This window comes from Acetobacter sp. DsW_063 (assembly GCF_002153745.1).
In the GTDB taxonomy this organism is placed as follows: Bacteria; Pseudomonadota; Alphaproteobacteria; order Acetobacterales; family Acetobacteraceae; genus Acetobacter.
Window position 1 is genome coordinate 15,378 of record NZ_JOPL01000030.1, and the last position, 24,649, is coordinate 40,026.

18 protein-coding genes and 2 pseudogenes are annotated in these 24,649 nt (G+C 59.3%); 13 read left to right on the forward strand and 7 right to left on the reverse strand.

Going from position 1 to position 24,649, the window contains the following annotated elements; genetic code table 11:
* Positions 1-11: 11 nt before the first annotated feature.
* Positions 12-569 (forward strand): gluconokinase, encoded by a 558-nt coding sequence (locus HK28_RS06145; RefSeq protein ID WP_086643768.1) that lies wholly within the window; start codon positions 12-14, stop codon positions 567-569.
* Between the two features lie 37 nt (positions 570-606).
* On the opposite strand, the gene HK28_RS06150 is transcribed toward HK28_RS06145, so the two are convergent.
* The gene (locus HK28_RS06150; protein WP_233140391.1) at positions 607-2,010 is read right to left on the reverse strand and encodes a M20/M25/M40 family metallo-hydrolase; all 1,404 of its coding nucleotides are present in this window, start codon (positions 2,008-2,010) and stop codon (positions 607-609) included.
* Positions 2,011-2,094: 84 nt separating this feature from the next.
* On the opposite strand from HK28_RS06150, the gene HK28_RS06155 reads away from it, so the two are divergent.
* Positions 2,095-2,409, forward strand: a complete 315-nt coding sequence (locus HK28_RS06155) for a hypothetical protein (protein WP_086643732.1) — start codon at positions 2,095-2,097, stop codon at positions 2,407-2,409.
* Positions 2,410-2,436: 27 nt separating this feature from the next.
* On the opposite strand, the pseudogene HK28_RS14130 reads toward HK28_RS06155, so the two are convergent.
* The 3 genes and pseudogenes from HK28_RS14130 to hemC all read right to left on the reverse strand — a co-directional run.
* Positions 2,437-2,583, reverse strand: a pseudogene (locus HK28_RS14130) (IS481 family transposase); the annotation flags it as partial.
* A 56-nt stretch (positions 2,584-2,639) separates the two neighbouring features.
* Positions 2,640-3,362: pseudogene (locus HK28_RS14255) on the reverse strand (uroporphyrinogen-III synthase); the annotation flags it as partial.
* Entirely contained in the window at positions 3,359-4,426 is a 1,068-nt protein-coding gene (hemC, locus tag HK28_RS06165; RefSeq protein ID WP_086643734.1) for a hydroxymethylbilane synthase, read from the reverse strand. The pseudogene HK28_RS14255 and the gene hemC, both read right to left, overlap by 4 nt.
* A gap of 102 nt (positions 4,427-4,528) precedes the next feature.
* On the opposite strand from hemC, the gene tsaD reads away from it, so the two are divergent.
* From tsaD to HK28_RS06215, 11 genes are all read left to right on the forward strand, one after another.
* The gene (tsaD, locus tag HK28_RS06170) at positions 4,529-5,599 is read left to right on the forward strand and encodes a tRNA (adenosine(37)-N6)-threonylcarbamoyltransferase complex transferase subunit TsaD (RefSeq protein WP_233140397.1); all 1,071 of its coding nucleotides are present in this window, start codon (positions 4,529-4,531) and stop codon (positions 5,597-5,599) included.
* A 122-nt stretch (positions 5,600-5,721) separates the two neighbouring features.
* Entirely contained in the window at positions 5,722-6,870 is a 1,149-nt protein-coding gene (locus tag HK28_RS06175; RefSeq protein ID WP_369823609.1) for a hypothetical protein, read from the forward strand.
* Between the two features lie 191 nt (positions 6,871-7,061).
* Positions 7,062-8,174 carry a hypothetical protein gene (locus HK28_RS13725; protein WP_143217333.1) on the forward strand — a complete coding sequence of 371 codons (1,113 nt, stop codon included), beginning with the start codon at positions 7,062-7,064 and terminating at the stop codon, positions 8,172-8,174.
* The gene (locus tag HK28_RS06180) at positions 8,175-8,504 is read left to right on the forward strand and encodes a hypothetical protein (RefSeq protein ID WP_143217334.1); all 330 of its coding nucleotides are present in this window, start codon (positions 8,175-8,177) and stop codon (positions 8,502-8,504) included. It abuts the gene before it with no gap.
* A gap of 165 nt (positions 8,505-8,669) precedes the next feature.
* Positions 8,670-10,322, forward strand: coding sequence for a S10 family peptidase (locus HK28_RS06185; RefSeq protein ID WP_086643738.1), 1,653 nt, complete (start codon positions 8,670-8,672; stop codon positions 10,320-10,322).
* A 254-nt stretch (positions 10,323-10,576) separates the two neighbouring features.
* Positions 10,577-11,455, forward strand: coding sequence for a ferredoxin--NADP reductase (locus tag HK28_RS06190; protein ID WP_026398646.1), 879 nt, complete (start codon positions 10,577-10,579; stop codon positions 11,453-11,455).
* 30 nt (positions 11,456-11,485) lie between these two features.
* A complete protein-coding gene (gene gorA / locus HK28_RS06195) occupies positions 11,486-12,883 on the forward strand; it encodes a glutathione-disulfide reductase (protein WP_086643739.1) in 1,398 nt (465 codons plus the stop codon).
* A gap of 188 nt (positions 12,884-13,071) precedes the next feature.
* Positions 13,072-14,457 (forward strand): ammonium transporter, encoded by a 1,386-nt coding sequence (locus tag HK28_RS06200; protein ID WP_086643740.1) that lies wholly within the window; start codon positions 13,072-13,074, stop codon positions 14,455-14,457.
* Between the two features lie 148 nt (positions 14,458-14,605).
* On the forward strand, positions 14,606-15,127 hold the full coding sequence (locus HK28_RS06205) for a hypothetical protein (RefSeq protein ID WP_086643741.1): 522 nt from the start codon (positions 14,606-14,608) through the stop codon (positions 15,125-15,127).
* Between the two features lie 264 nt (positions 15,128-15,391).
* Entirely contained in the window at positions 15,392-18,823 is a 3,432-nt protein-coding gene (locus HK28_RS06210; protein WP_086643742.1) for a Hint domain-containing protein, read from the forward strand.
* A gap of 339 nt (positions 18,824-19,162) precedes the next feature.
* The gene (locus HK28_RS06215) at positions 19,163-19,408 is read left to right on the forward strand and encodes a bacterioferritin-associated ferredoxin (protein WP_086643743.1); all 246 of its coding nucleotides are present in this window, start codon (positions 19,163-19,165) and stop codon (positions 19,406-19,408) included.
* Between the two features lie 137 nt (positions 19,409-19,545).
* Here the strand turns inward: HK28_RS06215 and HK28_RS06220 are convergent, their stop codons facing one another.
* From HK28_RS06220 to HK28_RS06230, 3 genes are read right to left on the reverse strand one after another with little or no spacing between them, the layout of a single operon-like run.
* Positions 19,546-20,667 carry a P1 family peptidase gene (locus HK28_RS06220; protein ID WP_086643769.1) on the reverse strand — a complete coding sequence of 374 codons (1,122 nt, stop codon included), beginning with the start codon at positions 20,665-20,667 and terminating at the stop codon, positions 19,546-19,548.
* Positions 20,668-20,719: 52 nt separating this feature from the next.
* The gene (locus tag HK28_RS06225) at positions 20,720-22,156 is read right to left on the reverse strand and encodes an amidase (RefSeq protein ID WP_233140392.1); all 1,437 of its coding nucleotides are present in this window, start codon (positions 22,154-22,156) and stop codon (positions 20,720-20,722) included.
* Positions 22,157-22,166: 10 nt separating this feature from the next.
* The gene (locus tag HK28_RS06230) at positions 22,167-24,548 is read right to left on the reverse strand and encodes a TonB-dependent receptor (protein ID WP_233140393.1); all 2,382 of its coding nucleotides are present in this window, start codon (positions 24,546-24,548) and stop codon (positions 22,167-22,169) included.
* Positions 24,549-24,649 lie beyond the last annotated feature (101 nt).

Consider the following 24,649-nt stretch of genomic DNA (forward strand, 5'->3'; position numbering starts at 1 on the left):
CGGCGGCATCAATGAAGGCGGGCTCGTTTCCGTTCGCGGAGGGGCTGGCGCCGCGTATTGTCGTTGTGATGGGCGTTTCCGGAACCGGAAAGAGCACAGTTGCGGACGGGTTGCACAACCTTCTTGGCTGGCCGTTTCAGGAAGGCGACGCCCTGCACCCCAAGAGCAACGTCGAAAAGATGGCGGCTGGCGTTCCATTGACGGACGAAGATCGCTGGCCGTGGCTGGATATGTGTCGTGACTGGATATCCGAAAGGGCGAAGGAAGGGGGAGGCGGCGTCCTGACCTGCTCGGCCCTCAAGCGAATCTACCGCGACAGGCTGCGGTCGAGCGGTGTGGATATCACGTTTCTTTTTCTCGCTATTCCGGAAGATGTTATTTCTGCGCGTTTGCAGAAGCGTGAAGGTCACTTCATGCCGGCCAGTCTGCTGCCCAGCCAGTTCGCGACGCTGGAGGAACCTGACGCGGACGAACATGTGTTGGTCCTTCCTCTCACCCCGACACCCGCGGAGCAGATAGCAGTTGCTGTAGAGGCGCTTCGACAGGACCAGATCGTTCGGTCTCGCTAAAGCATGCGGTCGAGGGCTCGCCCCCCGACCGAATTGATCATTGGGCGGCGTAGAGCTTGACCACCTCGTAGAGAAAACGGCGCCCATCCAGCAGTGACTGCTTGCGGATATGTTCGTTCAACCCGTGGGCGTTATTTCCCTCCGGTCCGGCAAGCATCCCGGAGAGCCCGTAGGTCGGCGTGCTGGCGCTGTTGAGATACGATCCATCCGTTGCGCCGGTCGAGAGCGTCGGCAACACCACGATTCCGGGCCAAATCTCTTCTGCGATTTGATTCGCCGGGTTCAGGATACGATCAGTGATAGGCGGCAGTTTGGGGCGTGATGGAGATCCGTCCACGATCTTTATCGAAATTCCCGGATCGTCCATTACTTGCGTGAGCGTTTTTTGAATTTCGTCGTTTCCTGTTCCCGGCAGGATCCGGCAGTTAACATTCACCGTGACGCGTTGAGGCAACGCATTATCGGCGTGACCACCGGAAATCATGGTCGGCACGCAGGTCGTGCGGATCATTCCGTTCCACGAAGGGTTCGCGCGCCATAAACGTGCAGCGGCCTCATTGTCCGGCGGTGCGGCAAGGATCGCGCGCATATCTCGGGCGACGTCGGGGGCGGCGTGGAGCGCTTCTGTCTGAAAATAACGGCGGGTCGTGTCGTTTATAGAAATAGGAAATTCGTAAGCGCCAAGTTTCGCAAGAGCCTGGGACATGCGGACGATCGCTGTGCCTTCGTAGCGAGGGCGAGAGCTGTGGCCGCCGGGATCGTTTAAGGTCAGTTCGAAATCGGTGTAGACTTTCTCTCCTGCCTGAACCTCAAGGGTTTTGGGTTTCCCATTTTCGTCATACTGCCCGTGCGCGCCTTCATTCAGCGCAAATTCGGCGTCAAGCAAATCGGGGTGCGCCGAAAGAAGCCAGGCGACGCCATCAGTCTCGCGCGATGTCTCTTCGCCGCAAGTTAAAGACAGCCGGATCGTCCGTTTCGGTCTGAAACCTTCTTCCCGATATCGGATCATTGCGTCGGTGAACGACGACGCCATCGCCTTGTCGTCCGATGAACCGCGCGCATAGTACACGCCTCTATCTTCTACAAGCTTGAGCGGATCGCGTTTCCAGTCTGCCGCCTTGGCCTCTACCACGTCGATATGGGCGAGCAGGAGGATCGGCTTCAGCTTCAGGTCGGAGCCGGGAAGCGTTGCGATCAGATCTCCAGAACGCGGCAGGTTCGGCGGGACGAGTATCTGGACGTCGCCATTCGTGTATCCGGCTTGAAGCAGGCGCGCCCGCATCCTTTCAGCTGCGAGGGTGCAACTGCCAGATGAAAGTGTAGTGTTGGTTTCGACAAGTTCCTTGTAAAGCGAGAGAAATCTTGACTCGCTGGCGTCCGCGCCGCGCGCTGTCCCGAGCGGGACGGATGCAAGAACAGAGAGCGAGGTCAGTGCTGCCAAGCGACCGATCATTGTTTTCAAAAGCGGGTTCCCCTACCTGCCGTCGCCGTTCGAGAGTGCCCTGCAAAACTTTGGGAGAGAAAGATGACGAGTGCTACTGGCTCAAAAATGCGACTCGAGCCGATGACCGATGAGCAATTCTGGATAATTTGGAACCAAATAAAAGATGAGTATTCCGAAGATATTTTACATTTATACGATTTGACAAAAAATTCCTATAATCCTGATGACGATTCTGAGGAGCAAAAGAAGATACAGCGTTTTATGTTGGATAAAAAGATACAAATAGCCCGGAGGATGATTGGATTTTTTGGCGTAAGCCAAAACAGTAGCGTTCAATTTAGCAACGATCTTATATCAGATTTGTTTCGAAAGCTCAATAAATTTAATATTATTTAAGAAGGAGATACTACGGCGCGCCGTCAGTTAAGCCTTGGTGTAGCGCATGAGGGTTTTACTGTTTAGTCTCGGGATTTGATGGGTTGGATTGATGATGAATTTTTCTGGCTCTGAAGCCCAGATTTTGCAGCGATATTCGTAAGGCGTGAGCCCATTGAGGGTTTTGAACCCTCGCCCGCTGCAGGCCCTTCCTTGTAGGGAACGGTTTCGAGAGCGTTCACCATACCCTCTGCGTCCGGGTGGGCAGCGACCGCGACAGTTCTGAAGCCGCCAGCTCTCATGATCGCCGCCGTGTTCTCGGAGATCGCGACGCCAGTCAGATCGGACACCCGTATCTCCGCCAGTTCCAGAGCCCGCATGGTCGCGGCGGCGCTGCGAGCAGAATACGCCATCACGACGTCGATTTTTCCGCGGTGCAGTGCGTCCGCCACGGGGGCAGGCAGGCCTTCGACGGCAACGGCTGCATACGCCACACGCCTGCGCACCGTGTATCCAGCCGCTCTGAGAGCTCGCGCCAAAGGCAGACCCTGTGCCTGCCCTGAAAGCAGCAGGAGGGGACCCGCCTCGGGAGTTAGAGTTGCGGCGACAAGCCGGAAAAGATCGCTGGCGTTTCCGTTCGCGCTGATCGTGGTCTTGAAACCGGCTCGTTCGGCCGTTTGTGCGGTGGCGTCGCCAACGGTGAAGACCTGTGTGGAGGCTGGCAGCGCGGCAGAGAGAGCGTCCACCGCCTGTCCGCTGGTGAGAATTGCAGCGGCGACGCCCTGTTGCGGTTTCACGCAGCGGGGAGCGATGGCGAGCGCGGGCGCTGCGTATGGGCGCCAACCGCGTTCGCGGAGGAGCTCCATGGTTTCGGAGAGGCCCGGCTCCGGCCGTGTGACAAGGACGCCGCGATGATCAGCCCGCCGCGCCGTCGCCTGTTTCGGCGCGCGGTCGCGATCACGGCCATCATTCATTCGGTAAAGATGTGAGCGGGGCTGTCCGCGCGAAGGCTGCGGGCGAGTTCACGCCCGAGACGTTCCGCGTCGGCGGGAGCGCCGGAAGTCTCGCGGCGCAGCAGAAACGTGCCGTCCTCCGAGGCGACGAGTCCGGTCAGATGCAGCGTCGCCTTTCCGCCCGCAGGGGCGGGGAGCAGGCGTGCGAATCCGCCGATCGGCGTGCGGCAGGATCCGTCCAGTTCCGCAAGCAGGGCGCGCTCCGCCGTGGAGACGGCGCGCGCCTCGTAATCCTCGATGGCGGCGAGAAGCTCGCGAAGCTCGATGTCGCTCTCGCGCACCGTGACGCCAACTATGCCTTGCCCGGCGGAAGGCACCATCACGTCGGGCTCCAGCACGACCGACGCACGATCCTCCATCCCCAGCCGGCGTAGGCCGGCAAGAGCCAGAAGCGTTGCGTCGCATTGCCGCGCGGCGAGTTTGTCGAGGCGCGTCTGAACGTTGCCGCGCAGCAGTCCGAACCGCAGGTCGGGGCGGACATGAAGCATCTGCGCCTGCCTGCGGACCGAGGCGCAACCGATCAGGGCGCCGTGCGGAAGCGCGGAATACGGGTCGTTCGGATCCGCAGGCGTAAGGCCAGGACCGAGGATCAGGGCGTCGCGCGCGTCTTCGCGCCGCATGGTGCAGGCCAGAACCAGCCCACCCGGCAGGGTCGTTTCGAGGTCCTTCAGGCTGTGTACCGCGAAGTCGATGCGGCCGTCCTGCAACGCCTCATGAATCTCTTTGGCGAACAGACCCTTGCCGCCGATTTCCGCCAGCGCTCGGTTCTGAACCTGATCGCCGGTCGTGTTGATCTGGTGTTCCTGAAACGCGTTCATGTCGCGCAGGACCGGGCAGAAGCGCGTCAGGCGCGTAAGGAAGGCGCGGGTCTGCCACAGCGCGAGCGGCGATCCCCTCGTGCCGACGCGGAGCGGCAGCAACCGTCGGTGATGCGTCACCACGGTCTTCTGGCGTGCGGCGGCCTCGGCGGCTACTTTTTGCAGCGCCGGGCTAAGGGCGGTATCGGACGGCTGTGCGGGAACCATAGTGGGGTGTTTATTACCGCCGTCGCGCTAAGGAAAGGTGACGTGAGCCTGAAAAGCCTCGATTTTAACGTTCATCCTCATGATAAGCGTTCTGCGCAGACTGTGCAGCTCGTCGGGCCGCTGCTCGCTATCGAGTCGTCCTGCGACGAAACTGCCTGCGCGATCCTCGCGCCGGATGGCTCGGTGCTGGCTCAACGGCTGGTGTCGCAGGACGCCCACGCCGAATTCGGCGGGGTGGTTCCAGAGATCGCCGCCCGCGCGCATCTGGCGCTTCTGCCTGATCTGGCCAGACGGACCTTGCAGGATGCGACTCTTTCGCCTGCCGATGTGGCGGCCGTCGCGGCAAGCGTTGGGCCGGGGTTGATCGGCGGGCTGGTCGTGGGGACGAACTTCGCCAAGGGGCTCGCCATCGCATTGGACAGGCCGTTCATCGCCGTGAACCATATCGAAGCCCATGCGCTCTCGGCGCGGCTGCCCGGCGTCGTGCAGGGGGGCGCGGCGTTTCCCTTCCTGCTGCTGCTGGCGTCTGGCGGGCATTGCCAGTGCCTCGCCGTCGAAGGCGTCGGACGATACCGCAGGCTGGGCGGGACGATCGACGACGCGGCGGGGGAGGCGTTCGACAAGGTTGCGAAGATGCTTGGTCTCGGCTGGCCCGGTGGTCCGGCATTGGAGAAACTCGCCAGCGAGGGTGACCCGAAAGCGTTCGCATTGCCCCGCCCGTTAAAGGGACGGGAAGGGTGCGACTTCTCGTTTTCGGGCCTGAAAACCGCGATCGCGCGCCAGATTGCGCCTTATGGCTCGGAGCCCCTGCCGCGAACTGTCGCCGCCGATTTGGCCGCAAGCTTTCAGCAAGCGGTGTCGGATGTCGTCGCCGATCGCGTGTCCAACGCCCTAGCGATGATGGACGGGCCGACATTGCTCGTCGCGGCGGGAGGGGTGGCGGCGAACAAAACCCTGCGGGCGCGGCTGACGGATGTGGCGGAGCGGCATGGACTACGCTTCGCAGCGCCGCCGTTGTCCCTGTGCACCGACAACGCCGTGATGGTCGGTTGGGCCGCCCTGGAGACATGCGCTGAGGCCGCGCGTCTGGGTTTGCCGACGCTCGACGATATGGGGTTCAGGCCAAGGCCGCGTTGGCCTCTCACGGAGATGGCGGCGCGTTTCGAGGTCTGACAGGTCGGCGAGCCAGAAGCGTTTGTCGCCGTCCGGCGCTGTGCTATTGGCGTCCGGTCGGAGGTCTCTGAAACATTATGATGAAAAACCGAATTCTGAGTGGCGCCCGGGTCGCGATCGCGATGCTGGGCGGTTGTGGTCTGACCGTCGCCCATGCGCAGACGGCCCCAGTTCCTGCGCCAGTGCAAAGCGCCGTGCAGACGATCCCCGGCATGCCGCCGGTCATCGACCCGCATAACATTTATTCCGAGACGCGCCCGAGCAATATTGCGCCGGAGGTGGCCAAAGACCTGCCGCGCATTTACGTGCCGAACCTGCGTTCAGCCGACGTGTCGGTGATCGACCCCGCGACCATGACGGTCGTCGACCGCTTTCCTGTCGGCAAGAGCCCGCAGCACGTCGTCCCATCCTGGGATCTGCGCACGCTTTGGGTCACGAACAACGCCGAAGGCACCACCAACGGAAGCCTGACGCCCATCGACCCGCGCACCGGCAAGCCGGGGCAGGCAATCCCGGTCGACGATCCCTACAACATGTATTTCACACCGGACGGCAAGGAAGCCATCGTGGTGGCGGAGGCCCGCAAACGCCTCGACTTCCGTGATCCGCATACGATGGAATTGCACACCTCGGTCGAGACGCCGGAGTGCAAGGGCGTCAACCACGCTGAATTCTCGATCGATGGCCGCTACGCCATCTTCACCTGCGAATTCGGCGGGATGCTGGCTAAGGTGGATACGGTCAACCACAAGCTGATCGGGTATCTGAAGCTGACTGGCGGCGGGATGCCTCAGGACATTCTGGCCTCGCCGGACGCCAAGACGTTCTATGTCGCCGACATGCACGCCGACGGCGTTTTCACCGTCGACGGCGACACCTTTACGCAGACCGGCTTCATCCATACCGGCGTGGGCACGCACGGCATCTATCCCAGCCGCGACGGCAAGTTCATGTATGTGGCCAACCGCGGATCGCACAAGATTCATGGCCCGCCGCACAGCAAGGACGGCAATGTGTCGGTCATCGACTTCGCGACTAATCAGGTGGTGAAGACCTGGCCGATCCCCGGCGGCGGCAGCCCGGACATGGGCAACGTCAGCGCCGACGGAAAGTTGTTGTGGCTGTCGGGACGCTTTGACGACGTGGTTTACGCCATCGACACGGACACCGGCGCCATGAAGATCATTCCTGTGGGGGCTGAGCCGCACGGGCTGACGGTATGGCCGCAGCCGGGGCGCTACTCGATCGGGCATACTGGCATTCTTCGCTAAGAAATCGAGATAAGTATACGTCCGGTTGTCTTGCCGGGCGTATACTCAATGTGGCCCAAGCATAATTAGATGCCTTCAGTTGAATTTTGTATCTGGATTCTCTTTTTTATTGAGAAGTTAAAAATCTCATGGACGGCGATTGGCTGCTCATTTATTGATATATAGATTGTATCTAGAGATGGGTATTTGTTGTGAGCGCATTATCGTCAGGTTTTGTTGATACTGATTGGTCAAATCAAAGCAATGTCGATAGGCTTACTGAAGTTTTATCTAGGGCAAAAAAAATTGTAGGCCCTGCCGCATCTGCGCAGTTGGACGCTCTCATGTCTCGCGGGAATTTAGAGGTGATGACTGCGTTTCTAGTAGGTTACATAGGTCTGCATTTTATCGGGGTCGGTGCGTTTGCTGACGTCGTGATGGGAGTGTCTGGTTGGGTAATGATGGGTGCCGCCATCTTTACGGGGCTGGATCAACTTTATAAATTCGCTTATCTAACCTTAAGAGGGCGAACGGATCGTGATTTAAATGACGCCGCCAGATCGTTGGCGGATGCAATTGTCACGCTTGGATTGACTGCAGTTTTAAATTTTTTGGGTGGAAAAATCGCGCGCCGGGGCAAAGTATCTGATGCGTTTTCTGGTAAAACAGAAAAATACAAGTCATATAAAGAATATTTGTCACGAAAAATAGATAAAGATGGAAATAAGCCGCCAAAAACTACCTATTTATCTTCAAAGTCGGATTTGGACCGCCATAATTGGCAACCTAATGTATATGGTCAATGCGATTTTTTGGGAAATATTACAGTAACTGAAATAAAGCCACAAATAAATATGGCCACAGGTCGGTACATGATCGACAGAAGGGGGGATTTTTTGTATGAGAGAAGGCCGTATGAAGATATAAAACGTACTTATTTTCACGAAAAATTACATAGAGCGTTGACCCCTAAAACGGATTTTTTGCGAAACTACAGAGTTACCAACAAAGCTTACTACTATAACGTAAGTTCTCTTGCTAGATACATAGAAGAAGCGCTCGCTCAAGGTTACGGTCACATGAAAGTCGACGGCTTTTCATGGAATTCTATAAAAAATGGTTTGATTTTTCCTGTAAAAAACGGATACGTGTCGTGGACTCAAAAAAGTTCGGATGCAAGAGGCGAGTTGAGGGGGCTTGGTGTTGTTCCCGAAGCGGGGCACCTTCTATACCAATCATATTTTAAAGGGGTCCTGTTTGATATTTTTTTCTACCCGGCGACACCCAAAGATAGTGACGAACTGATAGTGCTCGGAAATCATTAAGTGATGTTAAAAAAAATCTTTTATCGCTTTAAAGACAAATTTTTTGGTAAAAAAATCTCGTATATAACGAAATTATCGAAGGACGATGCTTTATTGATTGCACAAAATTGGGTTGACCCAAATACTGGCGATCGAATTTTTACGAACGAAACACCGATGTTGATTGTGGAATTGGTGTACAATGAAGAAAAAAAAGCTTTCTGGTCCGCCTATCAACTTGTTTATGATGCGAACCTGCGGTTGTATATTGATGATGAAACCGGAGATGTGAGTGTATCTGGTTCCGATTATATACCAATGTCAAAACGGGAATATGTTGAGGATAATTAATTGGTAATATTCATTATTTATTGTGCAGATAAATGCAGCGAAAGATAATGAACCGACGCACTCAACCCTGGATTTTGACGCCTCCTCCGCCCCTTGGGTCTTAACACGCTCTCCCATACACTCGCGGTTTCAGTGTGTTTTGGGAGCGTGAGTGTGCTTAAAACGATGCAGTCAATTGGCGGAACGAGCATAGGTTCTTTCGCTAGGAGCCTCTTTGCCTCGACTTTCCTACTCTCTGGCACGGCCTTGGCTGCTGATGGGGATAAGTCCGTCAAGGTTGCTGCGGAAACCGTGCATCCTTCGGACGACGCCTTCTCCTTCAAACCCCAGCAGAAAGTGACCGAAGGCAGCGTCACCATTCGCGGCCAGCCCGTAGCCTATCAGGCCGTGGCGGGCACGCTGATCGTTCATCCCAAAGGCTATGACGACGCAGCGCCGGAACGGACGACGAAGCCCGAAGAGCTTCCCGTCGCGTCGATGTTCTACGTGGCTTATTTCAAGAAGGGCGTTCCTGCGGCGTCCCGTCCGATCACCTTCGTCTATAACGGCGGTCCCGGTTCTGCGACGGTCTGGCTGCATATGGGCGCGTTCGGGCCGAAACGTATCCAGACGGCGGATGACACGCATACGCCCGCAGCGCCTTACAAGTTGATCGACAACGACGACAGTCTGCTGGACGTGACGGATCTGGTGTTCATCGACGCGCCGGGTACGGGGTTCGGACGCCTCGGCGGCAAGGACAAGGAGAAGGCGTTTTACGGCACTGACCCGGATGCGCGCGCCTTCACCGATTTTATCGCGCAGTTCCTGGGGCGCTATAATCGCTACAACTCGCCGAAATTCCTGTTCGGCGAGAGCTATGGCACGACGCGTTCCGCTATCGTCGCGAACATGCTGGCTCAGGACAAGAGCATTGACCTGAACGGCGTAATGCTGCTGTCGCAGATCCTGAACTACGACAACACGATCGATCGTCCGCAGGCCAATCCGGGCATGGACCTGCCCTACATTCTCGCGCTGCCGAGTTTCGCCGCGACGGCTTGGTATCACAAGAAGCTGTCGCCGATGCCTGCGGACCTGCCGACGTTCCTGAAGGAAGTCGAGCATTTCGCGACGGGCGATTACACGTCAGCGTTGCAGCAGGGGACGGCGCTGCCGGAAGCTGCGTTCAATACGATTGCAGAGAAGCTGCATGGCTACACGGGTTTGCCGGTCGATTATATCAAGCGCGCCAACCTGCGCGTGAACGGCGGCGAGTTCGAAAAGACATTGCTTGGGGCTGACGACAGCGACACCGGACGTTTGGATAGCCGCTTCTCCGGCTACGCCATCGACCCGCTCTCGCAGACGCCGTCTTATGATCCGATGGGTTCGGCGCTGGGCTCGGCCTATCTGTCGGCGTTCAACGATTACGCGCGGACGACGCTGCATTACGGTGGGGACGATCCGACAGGTCCGTATCAGGAGTACAAGCCCAGCGCGCATTCGATATCGATCTGGTCGTTCCATCACGAGCAGCCCGACATGCCGTCTTCGAAACGCGGCGTGCCGAACGTTCTGCCGGATCTGGCGATGGCGATGAAGACCAATCCCAGCCTGAAAGTGCAGCTCAATCAGGGGTATTTCGATCTCGGCACGCCGTATTTCGAGGGTGTTTACGAGATGAGCCATCTGCCTATCCCACGTGCGCTGGCGGGTAACATTGAAATCCACCAATACATGTCGGGGCATATGGTTTACACGCACGCGCCTGCGTTAAAAGAGTTGCATGACAAAGCCGCAGCGTTTATCCGACGCAACGACAACCTGCCGCACTGAAGAAAGTCCGGACGGGAAGGGCGCTGACGCCAAAGCCAGACGGCGGCGCGCCTTTTTGGGCGTCTGTCCTGCTCTTCGCGCGGGGCGGCGTCCGGAAAATGGAGCTGGCGCAGGTGGGGGCTTGCCCGTAAAACCACCAGCCACATTCGACTGCCACCCCGGCGAAACGCGTGTCGGGCGGGGACGCGCGTTGCGTTGCCGGCCCGGTGTCATGAACGCGGTAATTTCGCCTCAACCCGGGAGAGTTCCGGTTCATGTCCGAAACGCTGACACGCCTCGCCGCCGATCTGGCCCCCTCCGGCATTGTTCCGGTCGACGGGCATGAAGGCCTCTGGCATCTGCCGGAGCCCACGAAAGAATACGCGCATCTGTACCCGGCGAAGGTGCTGACGGTTCATCACTGGACCGACCGGCTGTTCAGCTTCACGACGACCCGCGACCCGGCCTTGCGCTTCGAGAACGGGCAGTTCGCGATGATAGGCATCGAGGTGGACGGCAAGCCGTTGCTGCGCGCCTACTCCATCGCCTCCGCGAACTACGAAGACCACCTGGAGTTCCTCTCCATAGCCGTGCCTGATGGCCCGCTGACCTCGCGCCTGCGCCACGTGAAGGTGGGCGACACAGTTCTGATCGGACGCAAGCCGGTCGGCACCCTTCTGCTGGATAACCTGCGCCCGGGCCGGAATCTGTATTTCCTGTCGACGGGAACTGGCCTTGCGCCCTTCATGAGCCTGATCAAGGACCCGGAGTGCTACGAGCGTTACGAGAACGTCGTGCTTAGCCACACCGTTCGTATCTCCGGTGAATTGGCTTACGCGAACCATATCCGCCACGAACTGCCGCAGCACGAGTTTCTGGGCGAGGACGTCGCGAAGAAGCTCCGTTACTACCCGGCCGTTACGCGTGAGGCGTTCGCCGTCACCGACCGTATCACCACGCTGATCGAAAGCGGCAAGATTTTCGCGGACCTTGGCATTCCCGAAATCGACCCCGAGCATGACCGCGTGATGATCTGCGGCTCGCCGGAGATGCTTGCTGACACTGAGAAGCTGCTGGAGGCCCGTGGCTTTGACGAGGGTAACAATTCCCGTCCCGGCGCCTATGTGGTTGAGAAAGCGTTCGCCGAACGCTGATCGATCAACACCGCCTCCGGAGCCTGTCTTATGTCCGATAACGCCGCGTATGATGTCGACCTTCTGGTCATTGGCGCAGGTTCCGGCGGCGTTCGCTGCGCCCGCATAGCGGCGGGACATGGCGCGCGTGTCGCGATTATCGAGGCGCGGCACTGGGGCGGCACCTGCGTCAATCTCGGCTGCGTGCCGAAGAAGTTGATGGTGCAGGCAAGCGAATACCCCGACTATGTGGTGGACAGCCATGGGTTCGGCTGGGACACGCAGCCCGGCCATCACAACTGGAAGACGCTGATCGCCGCGAAAGATCGCGAGATCGAACGGCTCAACGGCATCTATGTATCGATGCTGGAGAAAAGCGGCGTACGGTTGATCACCGGCTTCGCCCGCTTCGAAGACGCCTATACCGTCGTTACCGAGCCGACGCCCCTTTCACCGGACGCGAAACCGGAGCGGATCACGGCAGCGAGGATCGTCGTCGCCACGGGATCGACCCCGACGAAGCTGGACATCGAAGGGGCAGATTTGGCGATCACCTCGGATGAGGTGTTTCACCTCGCCGAGATGCCGCGTCGGGTATGCATCGTGGGCAGCGGTTACATCGGCGTGGAGTTCGCTGGCATTTTTGCAGGCCTTGGCGCTGAGGTCGACCTTGTCTATCGCCAGCCGCTGCCGTTGCGTGGCTTCGACGAGGACCTGCGTTCTGCGCTGTATACGGCGATAGACCAGCGCGGCGTCCGCCAGCACGTGAAGGCCAGCCCGACCAGCATTCGACGCAAGGAAGGCGTGCTTGTCGTCACATTGGACAGTGGCGTCGAGATCGAGGCGGATTGCGTCATGCTGGCCACCGGCCGTCACCCCAAGACGAACGGGCTGGCGCTTGAAAAAGCAGGCGTGCGCCTGGATGATGGCGGGCGCGTCGCAGTGGACGCGGCGTCTCAGACCAGCACGCCGGACATATACGCCATTGGCGACGTGACCAATCGGATCAATCTGACCCCCGTCGCCATCGCGGAGGGGCATATTCTCGCCGACTACCTCTTTGCGGGTCACGAGAGGGAATGGGCCTTCGACACGACGCCCAAGGCCGTTTTCTTCACTCCGCCGCTCGCCAGTGTTGGTCTGACGGAGGATGAGGCTGCGGAACGCGGTCCTGCCGACATCTACGTCTCCAGCTTTCGCCCTATGCGCCATACGTTGAGCGGACGGGAGCGCCGCACCGTGATGAAACTGGTGGTCGATCAGGCCAGCCAGAAGGTGGTAGGCGCGCACATGCTGGGAGAAGATGCGCCGGAATTGATGCAGGGCCTTGCGATCGCCGTGACGGCCGGTCTGCGGAAGGCGGATTTCGACCGCACCATAGGCATTCATCCGACGTCCGGCGAAGAGTTCGTCACCATGCGCTCCCGGACGCGCGTAGCCGGAGCCTGACGACCTCCGGCCGTTGGGGGCTCTGCGTCGTCCGGCGTCGCCGGGGCTTGAGCATTTCGTTTCGGATAAGCTACGTAAAGAAATTGGATTTCAGCGTCCCCGGCTGTCGGCGCGTGGACGTGTCTTGCGGGTTTAGACCGAATTCGGGCGAAAGCGCCGGTATCACGGGCAGGGAGCTTGGGGAATTAATGGGCAAAGGGTTTTCCTTATTTGCGGCGCGCACGGCGCCTGCGCGGCCTGCGCTGGCGTTATTCGCCGGAGCTGTCGGTTTTCTTGCGGCCGGTTCGGCGAGCGCCGCTGACGCTCCTCAGATCGACAGTGGCGACACAGCGTGGATGCTGGTGAGTACTGCGCTCGTCCTGCTCATGACGATCCCGGGCCTCGCGTTGTTCTATGCGGGCATGGTCCGCAAGAAGAACGTTCTGGCGACTGTGATGCAGAGCTTTGCGATATGCAGCATCATCACGCTGGTATGGATGATCGCAGGCTATTCTATGACATTTTCGACCGGAACGCCTTTCATTGGCGGCCTGTCGAAGGCGTTCCTCTATACGATCGGGGATCACATCTCAAAGGGCGCGGATATTGGTTTCACGCTCGGCGCTGATTCGTCCAATGCGACGGTGATGACAATCCCGGAAAGCGTCTTCATGAGCTTCCAGATGACCTTCGCGATCATTGCTCCGGCTCTGATCGCGGGCGCTTATGCAGAGCGTATGAAGTTCTCGGCCATGTGTGTGTTCTCCGTCCTCTGGTCGCTTCTGGTCTACGCTCCGATCGCCCACTGGGTGTGGAGCCCGATCGGCTGGTTGCTCAACCTCGGCACGCTGGACTTCGCGGGCGGCACGGTCGTCCACATCAACGCAGGCGTCGCGGGCCTCGTCTGTGCGCTGGTTCTTGGACGGCGTCGCGGGCTCGGGACGGACGACATGGCGCCATACAACCTGACATATGCGGTGATCGGCGCGTCGCTCCTTTGGGTCGGCTGGTTCGGGTTCAACGCCGGTTCGGCGGTCGGCGCCAACGGCCGTGCCGGCATGGCGCTGGCGACGACGCAGATCGCAGCCGCCGCAGCGGGCGTCAGCTGGATGGTCGCCGAGTGGCTTCGTAGCGGCAAACCCACGGTGCTGGGCATCATCTCCGGCGCCGTGGGCGGGCTGGTCGCGATAACACCCGCTGCCGGATTTGTCCTGCCTGGCGGCGCGCTCATTATTGGTCTCGCCACTGGCGTGATCTGCTACTGGAGTGCGACGACGCTCAAGCACGCGTTCAATTACGACGATAGCCTCGACGCCTTCGGCGTACATGGCGTCGGCGGCATCGTCGGGGCGTTGCTGACCGGGCTTCTGGCTTACGGTCCGCTCTCCGCCACGGACGCGAACCCCGGTGGTTCCTCCGGCTCTCTGCATCAGTTGCTTGTCCAGACCGAAGCCGTCGGCGTGACGATCGTTTGGTGTGGCGTGATGACGTTCATCATTCTCAAGGTCGTCGACGTCGTGATCGGATTGCGTGTGTCCACGGAGCAGGAGCAGGAAGGTCTGGACGTCGCTCTTCACGGCGAACGTATTTCCTGATCGCCTGATCCAGTCGCTATCGGGGGCGCGCCTTTTTTGCGTCGTGCCCCTGTCGCGCGTGAGCCTGCCGCGATAGTCTTGGGAATTCGACTGACAGTGCGAGGCCAAGCCTCGGCGGCGTCGGATTCAACAAGAGTGCAGGTGTCTCATGCGTCTCAGTCGTTCAATACATGCAGCAACAGTCTCTTTTGGCCTGCTTTCAGGTAGCCTTGTAGTCTTGGCTCCGGGCGTTGCCGAGGCGCTGACGGCGAAAGAGTGTCACGCCGACTTCACGGCAGCCCGCAAGGCGGGAACGCTGAACGGACAGACATATAAGGATTATAAGGCGGGGCATTGCTCCGCCACAGACGCGGCGGCTACGAGCGCTCCGGCGTCTGCGTCGGCTGCGACCGAAGCGCCTGCGGCGGCCCCATCTCAGGCTCCTGCTTCTGCGACGCCGTCTGCCTCGACGACGGGAAGCAAGGCGGTAACCAGTTATTCAGGCAATGCGGTTTTCCCTTCCGCCGTTTCTTCCAAATATTCGTCTTTGAGTGCTGGTAAAGCGCGGATGAAAACCTGCCTTGACCAGTATCACGTGAACAAGACGAATGGTGGTAATGGCGGCCTTGTCTGGATTCAAAAAGGCGGCGGTTACTACAGCCAGTGCGTGAAGCGCCTTAAAGGCGAGTAATCGAAGGCCGAGCGAACCTGACTTCTTCGCCTCCTGAAAAGAGAGGTGAGAAACTCTCGGGTTTCAGGCGGTGAAAACAGCGCATGGTCGGCGTGGGGGCGGGCCCGTCAGATTTTCTGACGGGCCCGTTTTGTTTGTACGCGTGGGAAGGCTTCAGGAACCGCCCGTCTGTATAAGAAAAATTAGCGTTTAATCACAATAGTGAGGTTCCTGGAGATCACCGCGCGAAAGCGTTCGGTCTGATTAAGCAGCTTGGGAAATCTCATGAGCGATGTTACGCCGACCGTCATTAACTCGAACGGCTATGTAAGTTCCGGTGTCGCCACGGATGTCGTGGTGGGAAGCGGCGCGACGATCTCGTCCTTGTATGTGACGGATACAGGGGTCGCTTCAGCGACAATCGTGAGTTCCGGCGGCAACCTGTACGTCTCGTCGGGAGGTGTGGTTTCCGGAGCGGTTGTGAGTTCCGGCGGTCATCTCGGCGCCGGAACTTATGAAGGGACTGCCGCACTGGGCGCGGATGGCGTCGTCAGCGGTGCAACGGTTCTTGCAGGCGGGCAGGCGCTGATCAGCGCGGGTGGCGTCATTTATGACGCGCAAGTGGCGGGCACCTTGGAGGTAGATTCCGGTGCCGCGACTTACGATGCGGTCGTGACCGGGACGACTGCGCTGGAAATGCTGTCGAAGGGCAGTATCGATAGCGGCGCGCAGATCGGCGCTGGCGCGTCTCAGCTGATCTATGGCGCGGTGGTTAGCGGGGCGACCATCTCCGCAGCGACGCAGACGGTTTACTCAGGGGGCAGCGCGCTCGCTACGACGTTGAGCGGCGTCTCTTATACCAGCAGCGGCTCGCAGGTTATCAGCTCCGGGGGATACGCCAGCGGGACTATCATTGCGGACCACGGCTTTCAAGATATTGAATCTGGCGGCTCGGCATACGACACGACTGTCGCCTCTGGCGGGGAGCAGGATATCCACGCCGGGGGTGTTGTTTCCGGGGTCACTGTCGCAAGCGGCGGGTTGGGGCAGGTCTGGTTCGGCGCCACGGGTAGCGGCCTTGATATCCAAAGCGGTGGATCCGCAGTGGTTATTGGCGACGATATAGGTGACGGTACCGGCTCAGTCAGCGGAGTCACCGTTGAAAGTGGTGGAACCCTGGAAATTGAGGCGTCCATTGCCGGTGTTTCGGGAGTGGTCCTTCAAAGTGGGGGTACGCTGGCGCTGGACGCGTTTTCCGCCGGGGCTACGATGTCGCTGGCGGGGCAGGTGTTGACGGTTTCGGGCGGCGGTTTGACTGAGACGATCGATTTTGATTCATCGCAGTCTGATCTTGTTTTGTCCGATTTCGTTCTTGCTTCTGAAGCGGACACCGGCGGCATGATGCTTAGCTACGTTGCATGCTTCTGCCCAGGCACGATGATCGAAACGGTCGGTGGGGAGGCGCCTGTCGAAACGCTGAGCATCGGGGATATGGTCAAAAATGCAGCCGGTGGACTGCGGCGTCTGCGGTGGATTGGACGGCGCAGTTACTCTGCTGATTTTGTAGAAAATAACGCCAATATTTTGCCCGTGACGATTTGTGCGGGCGCTCTGGAGGATGGCGTTCCTCGTCGCGACCTTCGTGTTTCGCCGTTTCACGCAATGTATGTCGACGGCGTTCTGGCGCCAGCAGGCGCTCTGGTGAACGGCCAGACCATCTTGCGAAGCGCCATAAACGGAGATGTCGAATACCTGCATCTGGAGTTTGACGATCATGAACTGATCGTGGCGGATGGCGCAGTGAGCGAAAGCTACGTGGAGGACGGGTCTCGGGGAATTTTCCAAAATGCCGCAGAATATAGAGCGCTGTATCCGGACGCCCGACGCGACGCACCGCTTTACTGCGCGCCGCGCGTAGAGGAGGGGGAGAGACTTGCCGAGATCCAGAAACGGTTGGCGGCGCGCGCTCGGGCTCTGAAGGGGGGCGTCTCGACCGAGTGTGAAACAATTGAAACGAACGGTCGTCAAACGGGCAGTGGGGAGGAGTCTGCATCCCCACTTCAGGGGTGGCTCGACCATGCTGACCGGAACAGCGTCAGTGGGTGGGCCTGGGACGCGGGATGTCCTTTCGAGAGCGTAGCGGTGGATATTCTGGTCAACGACGAAATCGTCGCCACCGTTACAGCAAATGCGTCCCGTCGTGACCTCGTCCAAGCGGGCATAGGTTCAGGCTGGAACGGCCTGGCCTACAGCTTCGCTGAACCTCTTGATCGCGGGCGTCGTCACCTGATCGTTGCGCGCCACGCGGGTACGGGGGAGCAGCTGGCGGGGTCGCCGGTTGTTCTGGAGCCAGGTCATAGCTTCGATCGGGACCTAGAGATGACGATAACCCGTGCCGTCGCAGGGCTGGACGAAACGTCAGATCGCGCTGGTATTGTGAGCTTTTTATCCAGAGAAGTTGAACGTATCCGCCACGCGGCTGCTGGCGATCATGCGGATCGTCGCCGGCGCGACGACGTTTTTCAGAAACGTCGATCCAGTGGCCGGGCAGGAAGCGGGCATGTGTTGGCACCGCGGGCTCTGGTCATTGACGAAGTTCTTCCTGTGTCGGGACGGGACGCTGGATCCGACGCGATCCTGTCTCATATTCGCTCGCTCGTGCGGCTGGGTTATCAGGTGACGGTCGCCACGCCGGGAGACGAACACTCGACCGAGGCGGTTTCGAATCTGGAGCGGGAAGGCGTCTTCGTCGCCAGAGCTCCTTTCTACAACGCGGCGGAAGATGTGCTGCGCTTGCAGAATGGCGCATTTCAAATGGTGTACTTACATCGCTGCGGCGTAGCTTCAGCCTATGCCGGGCTTGTACGGCGTTATCAGCCGGCAGCGCGGCTTGTTTACGGTGTTGCGGATCTTCATCATTTGCGTCTTGATCGGCAAGCGCGCGTGGAAGAGCGTGCAGACCTGTCGCAGATGGCCAAACGCGTTCGGACTCTTGAAGTCACAGCTGCACTTCTGACGGATGCGGTTGTGACACATTCGTCGTTTGAAGCCGAAACATTGCGGAAGCTGGCACCTGCGTTGAACGTTTGCGTCGCTCCTTGGGATACGGCGTATCGTGCGGTGCGGACACAGGCGGCGGAGCGTCACGATATCGTATTCCTCGGTAACTACAGCCACGCGCCGAACGAAGATGCGGCGTTGTATCTCGTGCGGACGATCATGCCGCTGGTGTGGCGTGAACGGCCGGAAGCGCGCTGCGTGATCGCTGGCCAGGGCGCGACTCCCGCCATTTTTAAGCTATCAAAGGATTTCCAAGGCGTGCATGTCGTCGGCGGCGTCAATGACCTGACAGACGATCTGTTTGAGACAGCGCGGATGACCGTCGCGCCACTGCGTTTCGGCGCAGGCATCAAGGGCAAGGTGCTCGCCAGTTTTGGCGCCGCAATTCCATGTGTGATGAGTTCAGTCGCAGCTGAAGGGCTGCCGCTGCCTGACAGGCTTCGTGGCTTGGTCTGTGACGAAGCGCAGGATTTCGCCACACAAATCATTCGTCTTTTGGGCGCGCCAGAAACCGCAGATGAACTGGGGCGCGTCGGAGTGCGGATGATACGAGATCATTACTCGGCCCAGGCAGTTGACCGCGCTTTGGCAGTAGCTTTGGGGCAGGGACGTGCCGCGGCTTTGCCGGAACCGCAGAGTTTTCAGGAGGCTGTCTAAAGATCTGCCCCGGCAGGAGGCAATATCCAATCGAATCAGGAGAATTGTCGCTCAAAAACTGAGAATTAACGCTCGACTGGGAGCGGGCGTATGAGGCGCGGGAGTTCGCAAACAGTTTTCGCCTTTATCGCTTGCAGCGTTTCGCTGAGAAGAACAGGTGGTATAATTTTTTTAGATGCTTGGTGACGTAGCCGCGCCGGAAATGAGGCCCGAGCTTTCTCGGCAGGATCGGCGAGGTATGCATCGCTCACAAGAAAGACCTGCTCGAGATTGAGTGATATTGCGAAGCGTTCTCATATGTGCTTTTAATGCCTCGTCTGGTGAGGTGGAAGGCGCATAATGTTCATTTGCTCCTGTAACGGTTTGACTGACAAAGATGTTCAGGCGGCAGTAGTGGCTGGCGCCACCCGCCCGACTGAGATCTACGCTGCGAAAAAGTGCCGGGCTCAGTGTGGCAAATGCGTGCCGGGAGTCGTTTGCCTGCTGCGTCAGGCGCTGCAGGAACAGAGAGCGCGTCTGACGGATGCGGTCTTGCACACGCCGTCCATGGTCGGCTCCGCCCGGGAAGGGGAGTGTCTATCCTGACGCCGCGGCCGCTATTTTAATAAAAATATCGAGCGGCTTATCCGCTGGCAGGGCGGATAAACCACTCGTTCTCGTGAACAGCAGGTTGAATTCGGGGTGCAAAACGCCGCTGTCCCGGCCTGTGAAATACCGCGTGGTTATGGCTTTGCGGTTAGAGTGCGCCAAGTCAGGCCTTGCATGCCGGGCGGTAACGTCGCTTCGAACACGCCGCGGGCTACGGCGCGCGCCAGAACATCCGCTGCTGCAGCGCCGATCCGGGCCACCAGAAACTGTCTCGGCCCCGCAGGGAGAGGCCTTTTCGCGGTCGACAGGGCAAATACGACATCTCCATCGAACGGCGAATGGATCGGCCTTATGGCGCGAGCCAGCCCATCTTGCGCCATCATGGCCACTCGCTTCAGTTCGTCGGGGTCGAGCGCCACGTCGGTGGCAACACAAGCGATCGTCGTGTTGGCTCGCGCACCCGGGTTGATTTTCGCGTCGCCCCAGTCTTCGCCCGCCACTCGCGTGGATGATGCGCCAAGGCCGCCGAACTCCTGACCAAACTCGAACGGTCCGGACCAGAAATTTTTCGTGCCGGGAACAACCGGAGAGCCCAGACTGTTCACCCCGACAATAGCGCCGATGGTCATGCCGTCTCCCGTAAGCAGGGAAGCAGAACCCAGACCGCCCTTCATCGCGCCGGCGGCGGCGCCATATCCAGCACCTGCTGTGCCGAGAGAGAAGCGATCGGACATATGCTCGACCGCATCAATGGCGAGGTTGTGATAGGGGGGGGTCATGCCCCAGTTCTTGTCGCCTCCATTGGCGAGGTCGAACAGTATCGCGGTCGGGACGATCGGGGACGGCGGCACGCCGGGCTGCTTCATCAATGCGAAGCCGCGGCCGCGTGCGCCCAGCCAGGCGGCCACGCCATCTGCTGCGGCGAGGCCGTAGACCGACCCGCCGGAAAGGACGATGGCGTCAACAGATCGAACAAGGTTCCAGCCGTCGAGCGCATCCGTCTCGCGGGTTCCGGGGCCGCCGCCCCGCACATCTACTGCCGCTGAAGCACGTTCGTCAGGAAGAATGACTGTGACGCCACTTCTTGCTTTCGAATCCTGAGCCTGTCCCACGCGCAGTCCGGCCACGTCGGTAATGAGATTGAGCGGCCCGGGACGGCCGGGGCCAATAGAGTGACCTGAAACGGCTGCTCGGGCCGAAGCTCTGGCAAGCAGAGGTAGAGCGGCGGCGGAGGCGATCAGAGCGCGGCGTTTCATATGCGTAGAATCCCGATTCAGGCTGCGGCGATAAAGTGTCGACTCGTCGGTGTCAGGCGGGCGGCGAGTCGGCCTCTCCGGGCCAGCGTTCGACACGACCACACCGACTTTCAAACCACCCGGCGAGTTGCAGAGCCTGAAGATCCTTGAAGCGCGACGTCACGATCTGCAAGCCGATAGGTGTTCCCTCCTGCGAAAAGCCGCAATTCACGGATATCGCAGGCTGTTCAGACATATTCCACGGCAGCGTCCATACGCAATGATCGAAGGGGCGTGCAGGGTCGTTCAGGGGGGAGGCCCACTCAGCCAGGAACGAGACATTGGGCGTTACGGGTGAAATGATCACGTCAACGGAGTCGAACAATTCGGCGCATGTGGCCCGTAACTCAAAAGTGCGATTGAAGCCGCGTACGGCCTCCACGCCGGACACGTCTTCTCCGCCGCGCGCCCACTCCAGTATGTAAGGTAGAACCAGCGAGCGTTTGGATTCATCAAGGTCCTTGATGTCTCCCCAGAATTTTGCGCGCCAGAAAACATCGACGCCGTCGAGAATGGCCTGGTTCATGACGGGAGAAACCGGAACGATGACTGCGCCAGCATCTGCGAATATGCGCGCCGCCGCCTCGATCGCAACCGCGATCTCCGGGGCGAGCGGCATACCGCAGCCCGCGTCGAGCATTAGCCCTACCCTCAAGCCGGCGGGCGGTTCAGCAGAAGCGAACCAGTCGATCTGTTCATAGGGCAGGCTGGTGGCGTCACGCGAATCCGGCAGGCTCAACGTCGCCATCATGAGAGCTGCATCGGCCACGCCACGCGTCATGGGGCCCGCGCACCGGCCTGTATAATACGGGTCGATCGGGATGCGACCGAGCGTCGGTTTGAAACCCGTCAGGCCGCACCAGGCGGCGGGCAGGCGCACCGAGCCGCCGATGTCAGTACCTACATGCAGGGGGCCATAGCAGGCTGCTGCTGCTGCTGCTGCGCCTGCGCTGGATCCTCCGGGATTGGTGGACAAATCCCAAGGGTTTCTCGCGAGATGATGAAAACTTGAGAGACCGGACGATAGCATACCGAAATCCGGTATCGTCGTTTTGGCGAAGATGATGGCTCCGGCTTCACGCAGGCGCGCAGCGCAAGGCGCGTCCGCTGTCGCCGGCGCAGGCTCCAACGCTGCCGTGCCCAGAGGGATCGGATGTCCCTCTGTTGCGATCAGCTCCTTGACTGTCGCCGGCACGCCGTCCAGCGCACCCTGTGGTTCGCCTTTGCGCCAACGTTCGGTGGACGCAACCGCTTCCGCAAGCGCGCGTTCCGGTTCCCATGCGTAGAGAGCGCACAGGTGAGGCTCCCATTGGGTTACATGCGCGTTGAGTGATTCGATCACGTCTCGGGGGGTGAAGTCGCCCGACGCGTAGCCGACGAGCATGGCGGTGGCGTCGAGCGCGTGTAGTCTGGTCATCGGAAGACGCTCCAGCATGGGCGTGTCGCCCATGTCCTTGTGGTCAGTAGTTCACTGAAGCCTGAACGCCCCATGTCGCGGGCATTCCGGACAGGGCGACGGTGTCGCCATTTACGAAATAGTTTCTCTCCACATCGTATTGTTTGTTGAAGATATTGTTCCCGAACGCGGCGATGGTCCAGTGCTTGCTTTTGGGAGAGAACGACATCGTCGCGCCCCAAAGCGTGTAACCGGCGACGTTGTAAAGGGTGCCGAACAGGGAACGGTATGTTGAGCGCAGGCTGTAATTCATACCGGTCGTGAGCGTATAGTTCCCGAGATCCCATTTGTAGGTGGCTGATCCGTTGAGGGTCAGCTTGGGGAAAGGCAGGCTGTTGCCTTTGCGACTTGCGTATACGCCGACATAACTGCCGTTGACGCGGTCAGCACGCAGCACGGAATTGAATTTGTCGAATTGGCCGATCGTCCACCCTCCCGATTGTGTAAGAGTGAGGCCGGGGAGCGGAGACCAGTCTGCCTCGAATTCCAGACCTGCGAGGTGCGAGCGTGGCGCGTTGACAATCGAGCCGACCAGCCCGGTTGCAGGGTTCACCACCGCAGATTGAATCTGCTGATTGTGATAGTCATAATAAAAACCAGAAACGTTTAGCCTCAAATTTTCCTTTGGTAAATCGAGCTTGTTTCCGATCTCCCATGCATCGAGCGTTTCGGCTTTGAACGGTTTCGTCGACACGTTCGGCGAGTTGGTGTTGTAAGTCGTAAAGCCGCCGGATTTTATTCCGTGGCTGTAAGACACATAGAGCAAGTCGCGCGTGAACGGTTTGTATTCGACGGAAAATTTCCCTGAGGGTTTGGTGTAGCTATAACTTTGGTCAGGGCCGTAAGGATGAGAACCGGTGTCTACGCCGGTTAGCATGTAGGATTGAAAACCATAGAGCCTTCGGATCTCGTGTTCGATCCGCACGCCGCCGGTGATGGAAAGTTTATCGGTCAGTTTGTAGGTCGCTTGCCCAAACCCGCTGATGGTGTTGACGGATTGTGAATACCGGACTGCGCGGTCGTAACCATAGGACTGCATGAAGCCGGAGCGGTACAGGTCGGAGAGATACTGGTTGGAGTAATAGATGCCGCCAACCCATGTCAGGCGTGATGAGCCGCGCGATGTCAGACGAAGCTCGTTGGAAAAGACATTCGCGCGCGACTGGTAATATACATCCGCAATGGCGGCGGAAGACGCGTCGTAGTTGTCATATTCCTGACGGCTCGCGACGTCGTAGCTTGCAAGATCGGTGAGTGTTGCGAAGGAAAAATCCTGATCAATGCGGAGGCTCATGCCCCCCGTGTCTATGTGGCTGAATGGCTTTGTATTCGGACTGATGCCGATTTCGGACGCAAATTGCGAAGACGTGCCCCAATGCGTGATCCGTCGATCCGTGTCGGCGGGGAGAACGCCGTACTGCGAAGGGTTAAGGATGTTGAGGGCGGTCAGCGGCGAATAGAGGTGCATTCCGTTGGCGTCTGAACGGTCCCGGCTGCCATGAAGATTGAAGGTGACCTTCAGGTTTTCGGTAGCTTGTCCTTCGACAATCAACCGCGCCGCGCCTCTGTCGACATTCCCCAGATGCGCCCCGGAGCCGTTATATTGCCAGGCGCCACCTTGTTGCGTCTGCCCGGACAGGCGGTATTTCAGGTAACGCCCGATCGGGCCGGATATGTACCCGTCAACCTTGCCAGCATCGAAACGACCATATTGGCCGGTCAGCCCGGCATGAAACTGGTCTGTGGGGTGGTTGAGGATGTAGTTGATCGCCCCGCCGGTCGTGTTGCGGCCGTATAATGTGCCTTGAGGGCCCCGGAGAACCTCTACGCGGCTGATGTCGAACATCATGCCGTTGCTTGCGAACGGGACCGGGTTAGCCACTTCATCAAGGTATACGCCGACGGTTGGGGCGTTATTGCTGGCGTAATCGTTGAAGCCGACGCCGCGAATGGCGAACGCCGGCTGACCGCTGCCAAATTGCGGCGTCACCTGCAGCGACGGCGTCAGGTATTGAAGATCGAAGACGGTGTTGACGTTGCGCTCGACCAGCGTGTTGCCGCCGATCACGCTGATCGAACTCGCAAGACTCTGCGCCGTCTGGCGTCGCCGCTGGGCCGTGACCGTGATTTCCTCAAGGCGTGGAGCGGACGCTGCCGAAGCGGCTGCGCTCGGCTGCGTCTTCCCTGCAGGAGCGTGCGGAACTGACCGGGAGTCGGCCGTTCGAGCGTGTGACGTCGCCTGGGCTCGCACGGGTGCTTTCTTCTCGGTGGGCGTTTCGGCCCAGAGGGGATGAACGGAAAGGCACAGCGTGCTGACGGACGCCAGCCAGAGGCGCGTCCTGAAGCGGGGAAGTGTGGACGGTTGGGACAGGTTCATTGTGGACATGTCCGATTTTCCAGAGGTTGCGGGGAGTTGTCGAATAAAACGATAACGAAACGGAATGATAAAACCGAGATCGAAAAGCGGCGCACGGCGCCACGCTTTCT

What these genes read in the sequence shown, in the direction of transcription:
- gorA (WP_086643739.1), top strand. Translation starts at nt 11,486, where the DNA reads ATGTCCGATAACGCCGCGTATGATGTCGACCTTCTGGTCATTGGCGCA.
- HK28_RS06225 (WP_233140392.1), bottom strand. Translation starts at nt 22,156, where the DNA reads ATGGGCGACACGCCCATGCTGGAGCGTCTTCCGATGACCAGACTACAC.
- HK28_RS06155 (WP_086643732.1), top strand. Translation starts at nt 2,095, where the DNA reads ATGACGAGTGCTACTGGCTCAAAAATGCGACTCGAGCCGATGACCGAT.
- HK28_RS06145 (WP_086643768.1), top strand. Translation starts at nt 12, where the DNA reads ATGAAGGCGGGCTCGTTTCCGTTCGCGGAGGGGCTGGCGCCGCGTATT.
- HK28_RS06220 (WP_086643769.1), bottom strand. Translation starts at nt 20,667, where the DNA reads ATGAAACGCCGCGCTCTGATCGCCTCCGCCGCCGCTCTACCTCTGCTT.
- HK28_RS06175 (WP_369823609.1), top strand. Translation starts at nt 5,722, where the DNA reads ATGCTGGGCGGTTGTGGTCTGACCGTCGCCCATGCGCAGACGGCCCCA.
- HK28_RS06215 (WP_086643743.1), top strand. Translation starts at nt 19,163, where the DNA reads ATGTTCATTTGCTCCTGTAACGGTTTGACTGACAAAGATGTTCAGGCG.
- HK28_RS06190 (WP_026398646.1), top strand. Translation starts at nt 10,577, where the DNA reads ATGTCCGAAACGCTGACACGCCTCGCCGCCGATCTGGCCCCCTCCGGC.
- HK28_RS06210 (WP_086643742.1), top strand. Translation starts at nt 15,392, where the DNA reads ATGAGCGATGTTACGCCGACCGTCATTAACTCGAACGGCTATGTAAGT.
- hemC (WP_086643734.1), bottom strand. Translation starts at nt 4,426, where the DNA reads ATGGTTCCCGCACAGCCGTCCGATACCGCCCTTAGCCCGGCGCTGCAA.
- HK28_RS06185 (WP_086643738.1), top strand. Translation starts at nt 8,670, where the DNA reads ATGCAGTCAATTGGCGGAACGAGCATAGGTTCTTTCGCTAGGAGCCTC.
- HK28_RS06200 (WP_086643740.1), top strand. Translation starts at nt 13,072, where the DNA reads ATGGGCAAAGGGTTTTCCTTATTTGCGGCGCGCACGGCGCCTGCGCGG.
- HK28_RS06230 (WP_233140393.1), bottom strand. Translation starts at nt 24,548, where the DNA reads ATGTCCACAATGAACCTGTCCCAACCGTCCACACTTCCCCGCTTCAGG.
- HK28_RS06205 (WP_086643741.1), top strand. Translation starts at nt 14,606, where the DNA reads ATGCGTCTCAGTCGTTCAATACATGCAGCAACAGTCTCTTTTGGCCTG.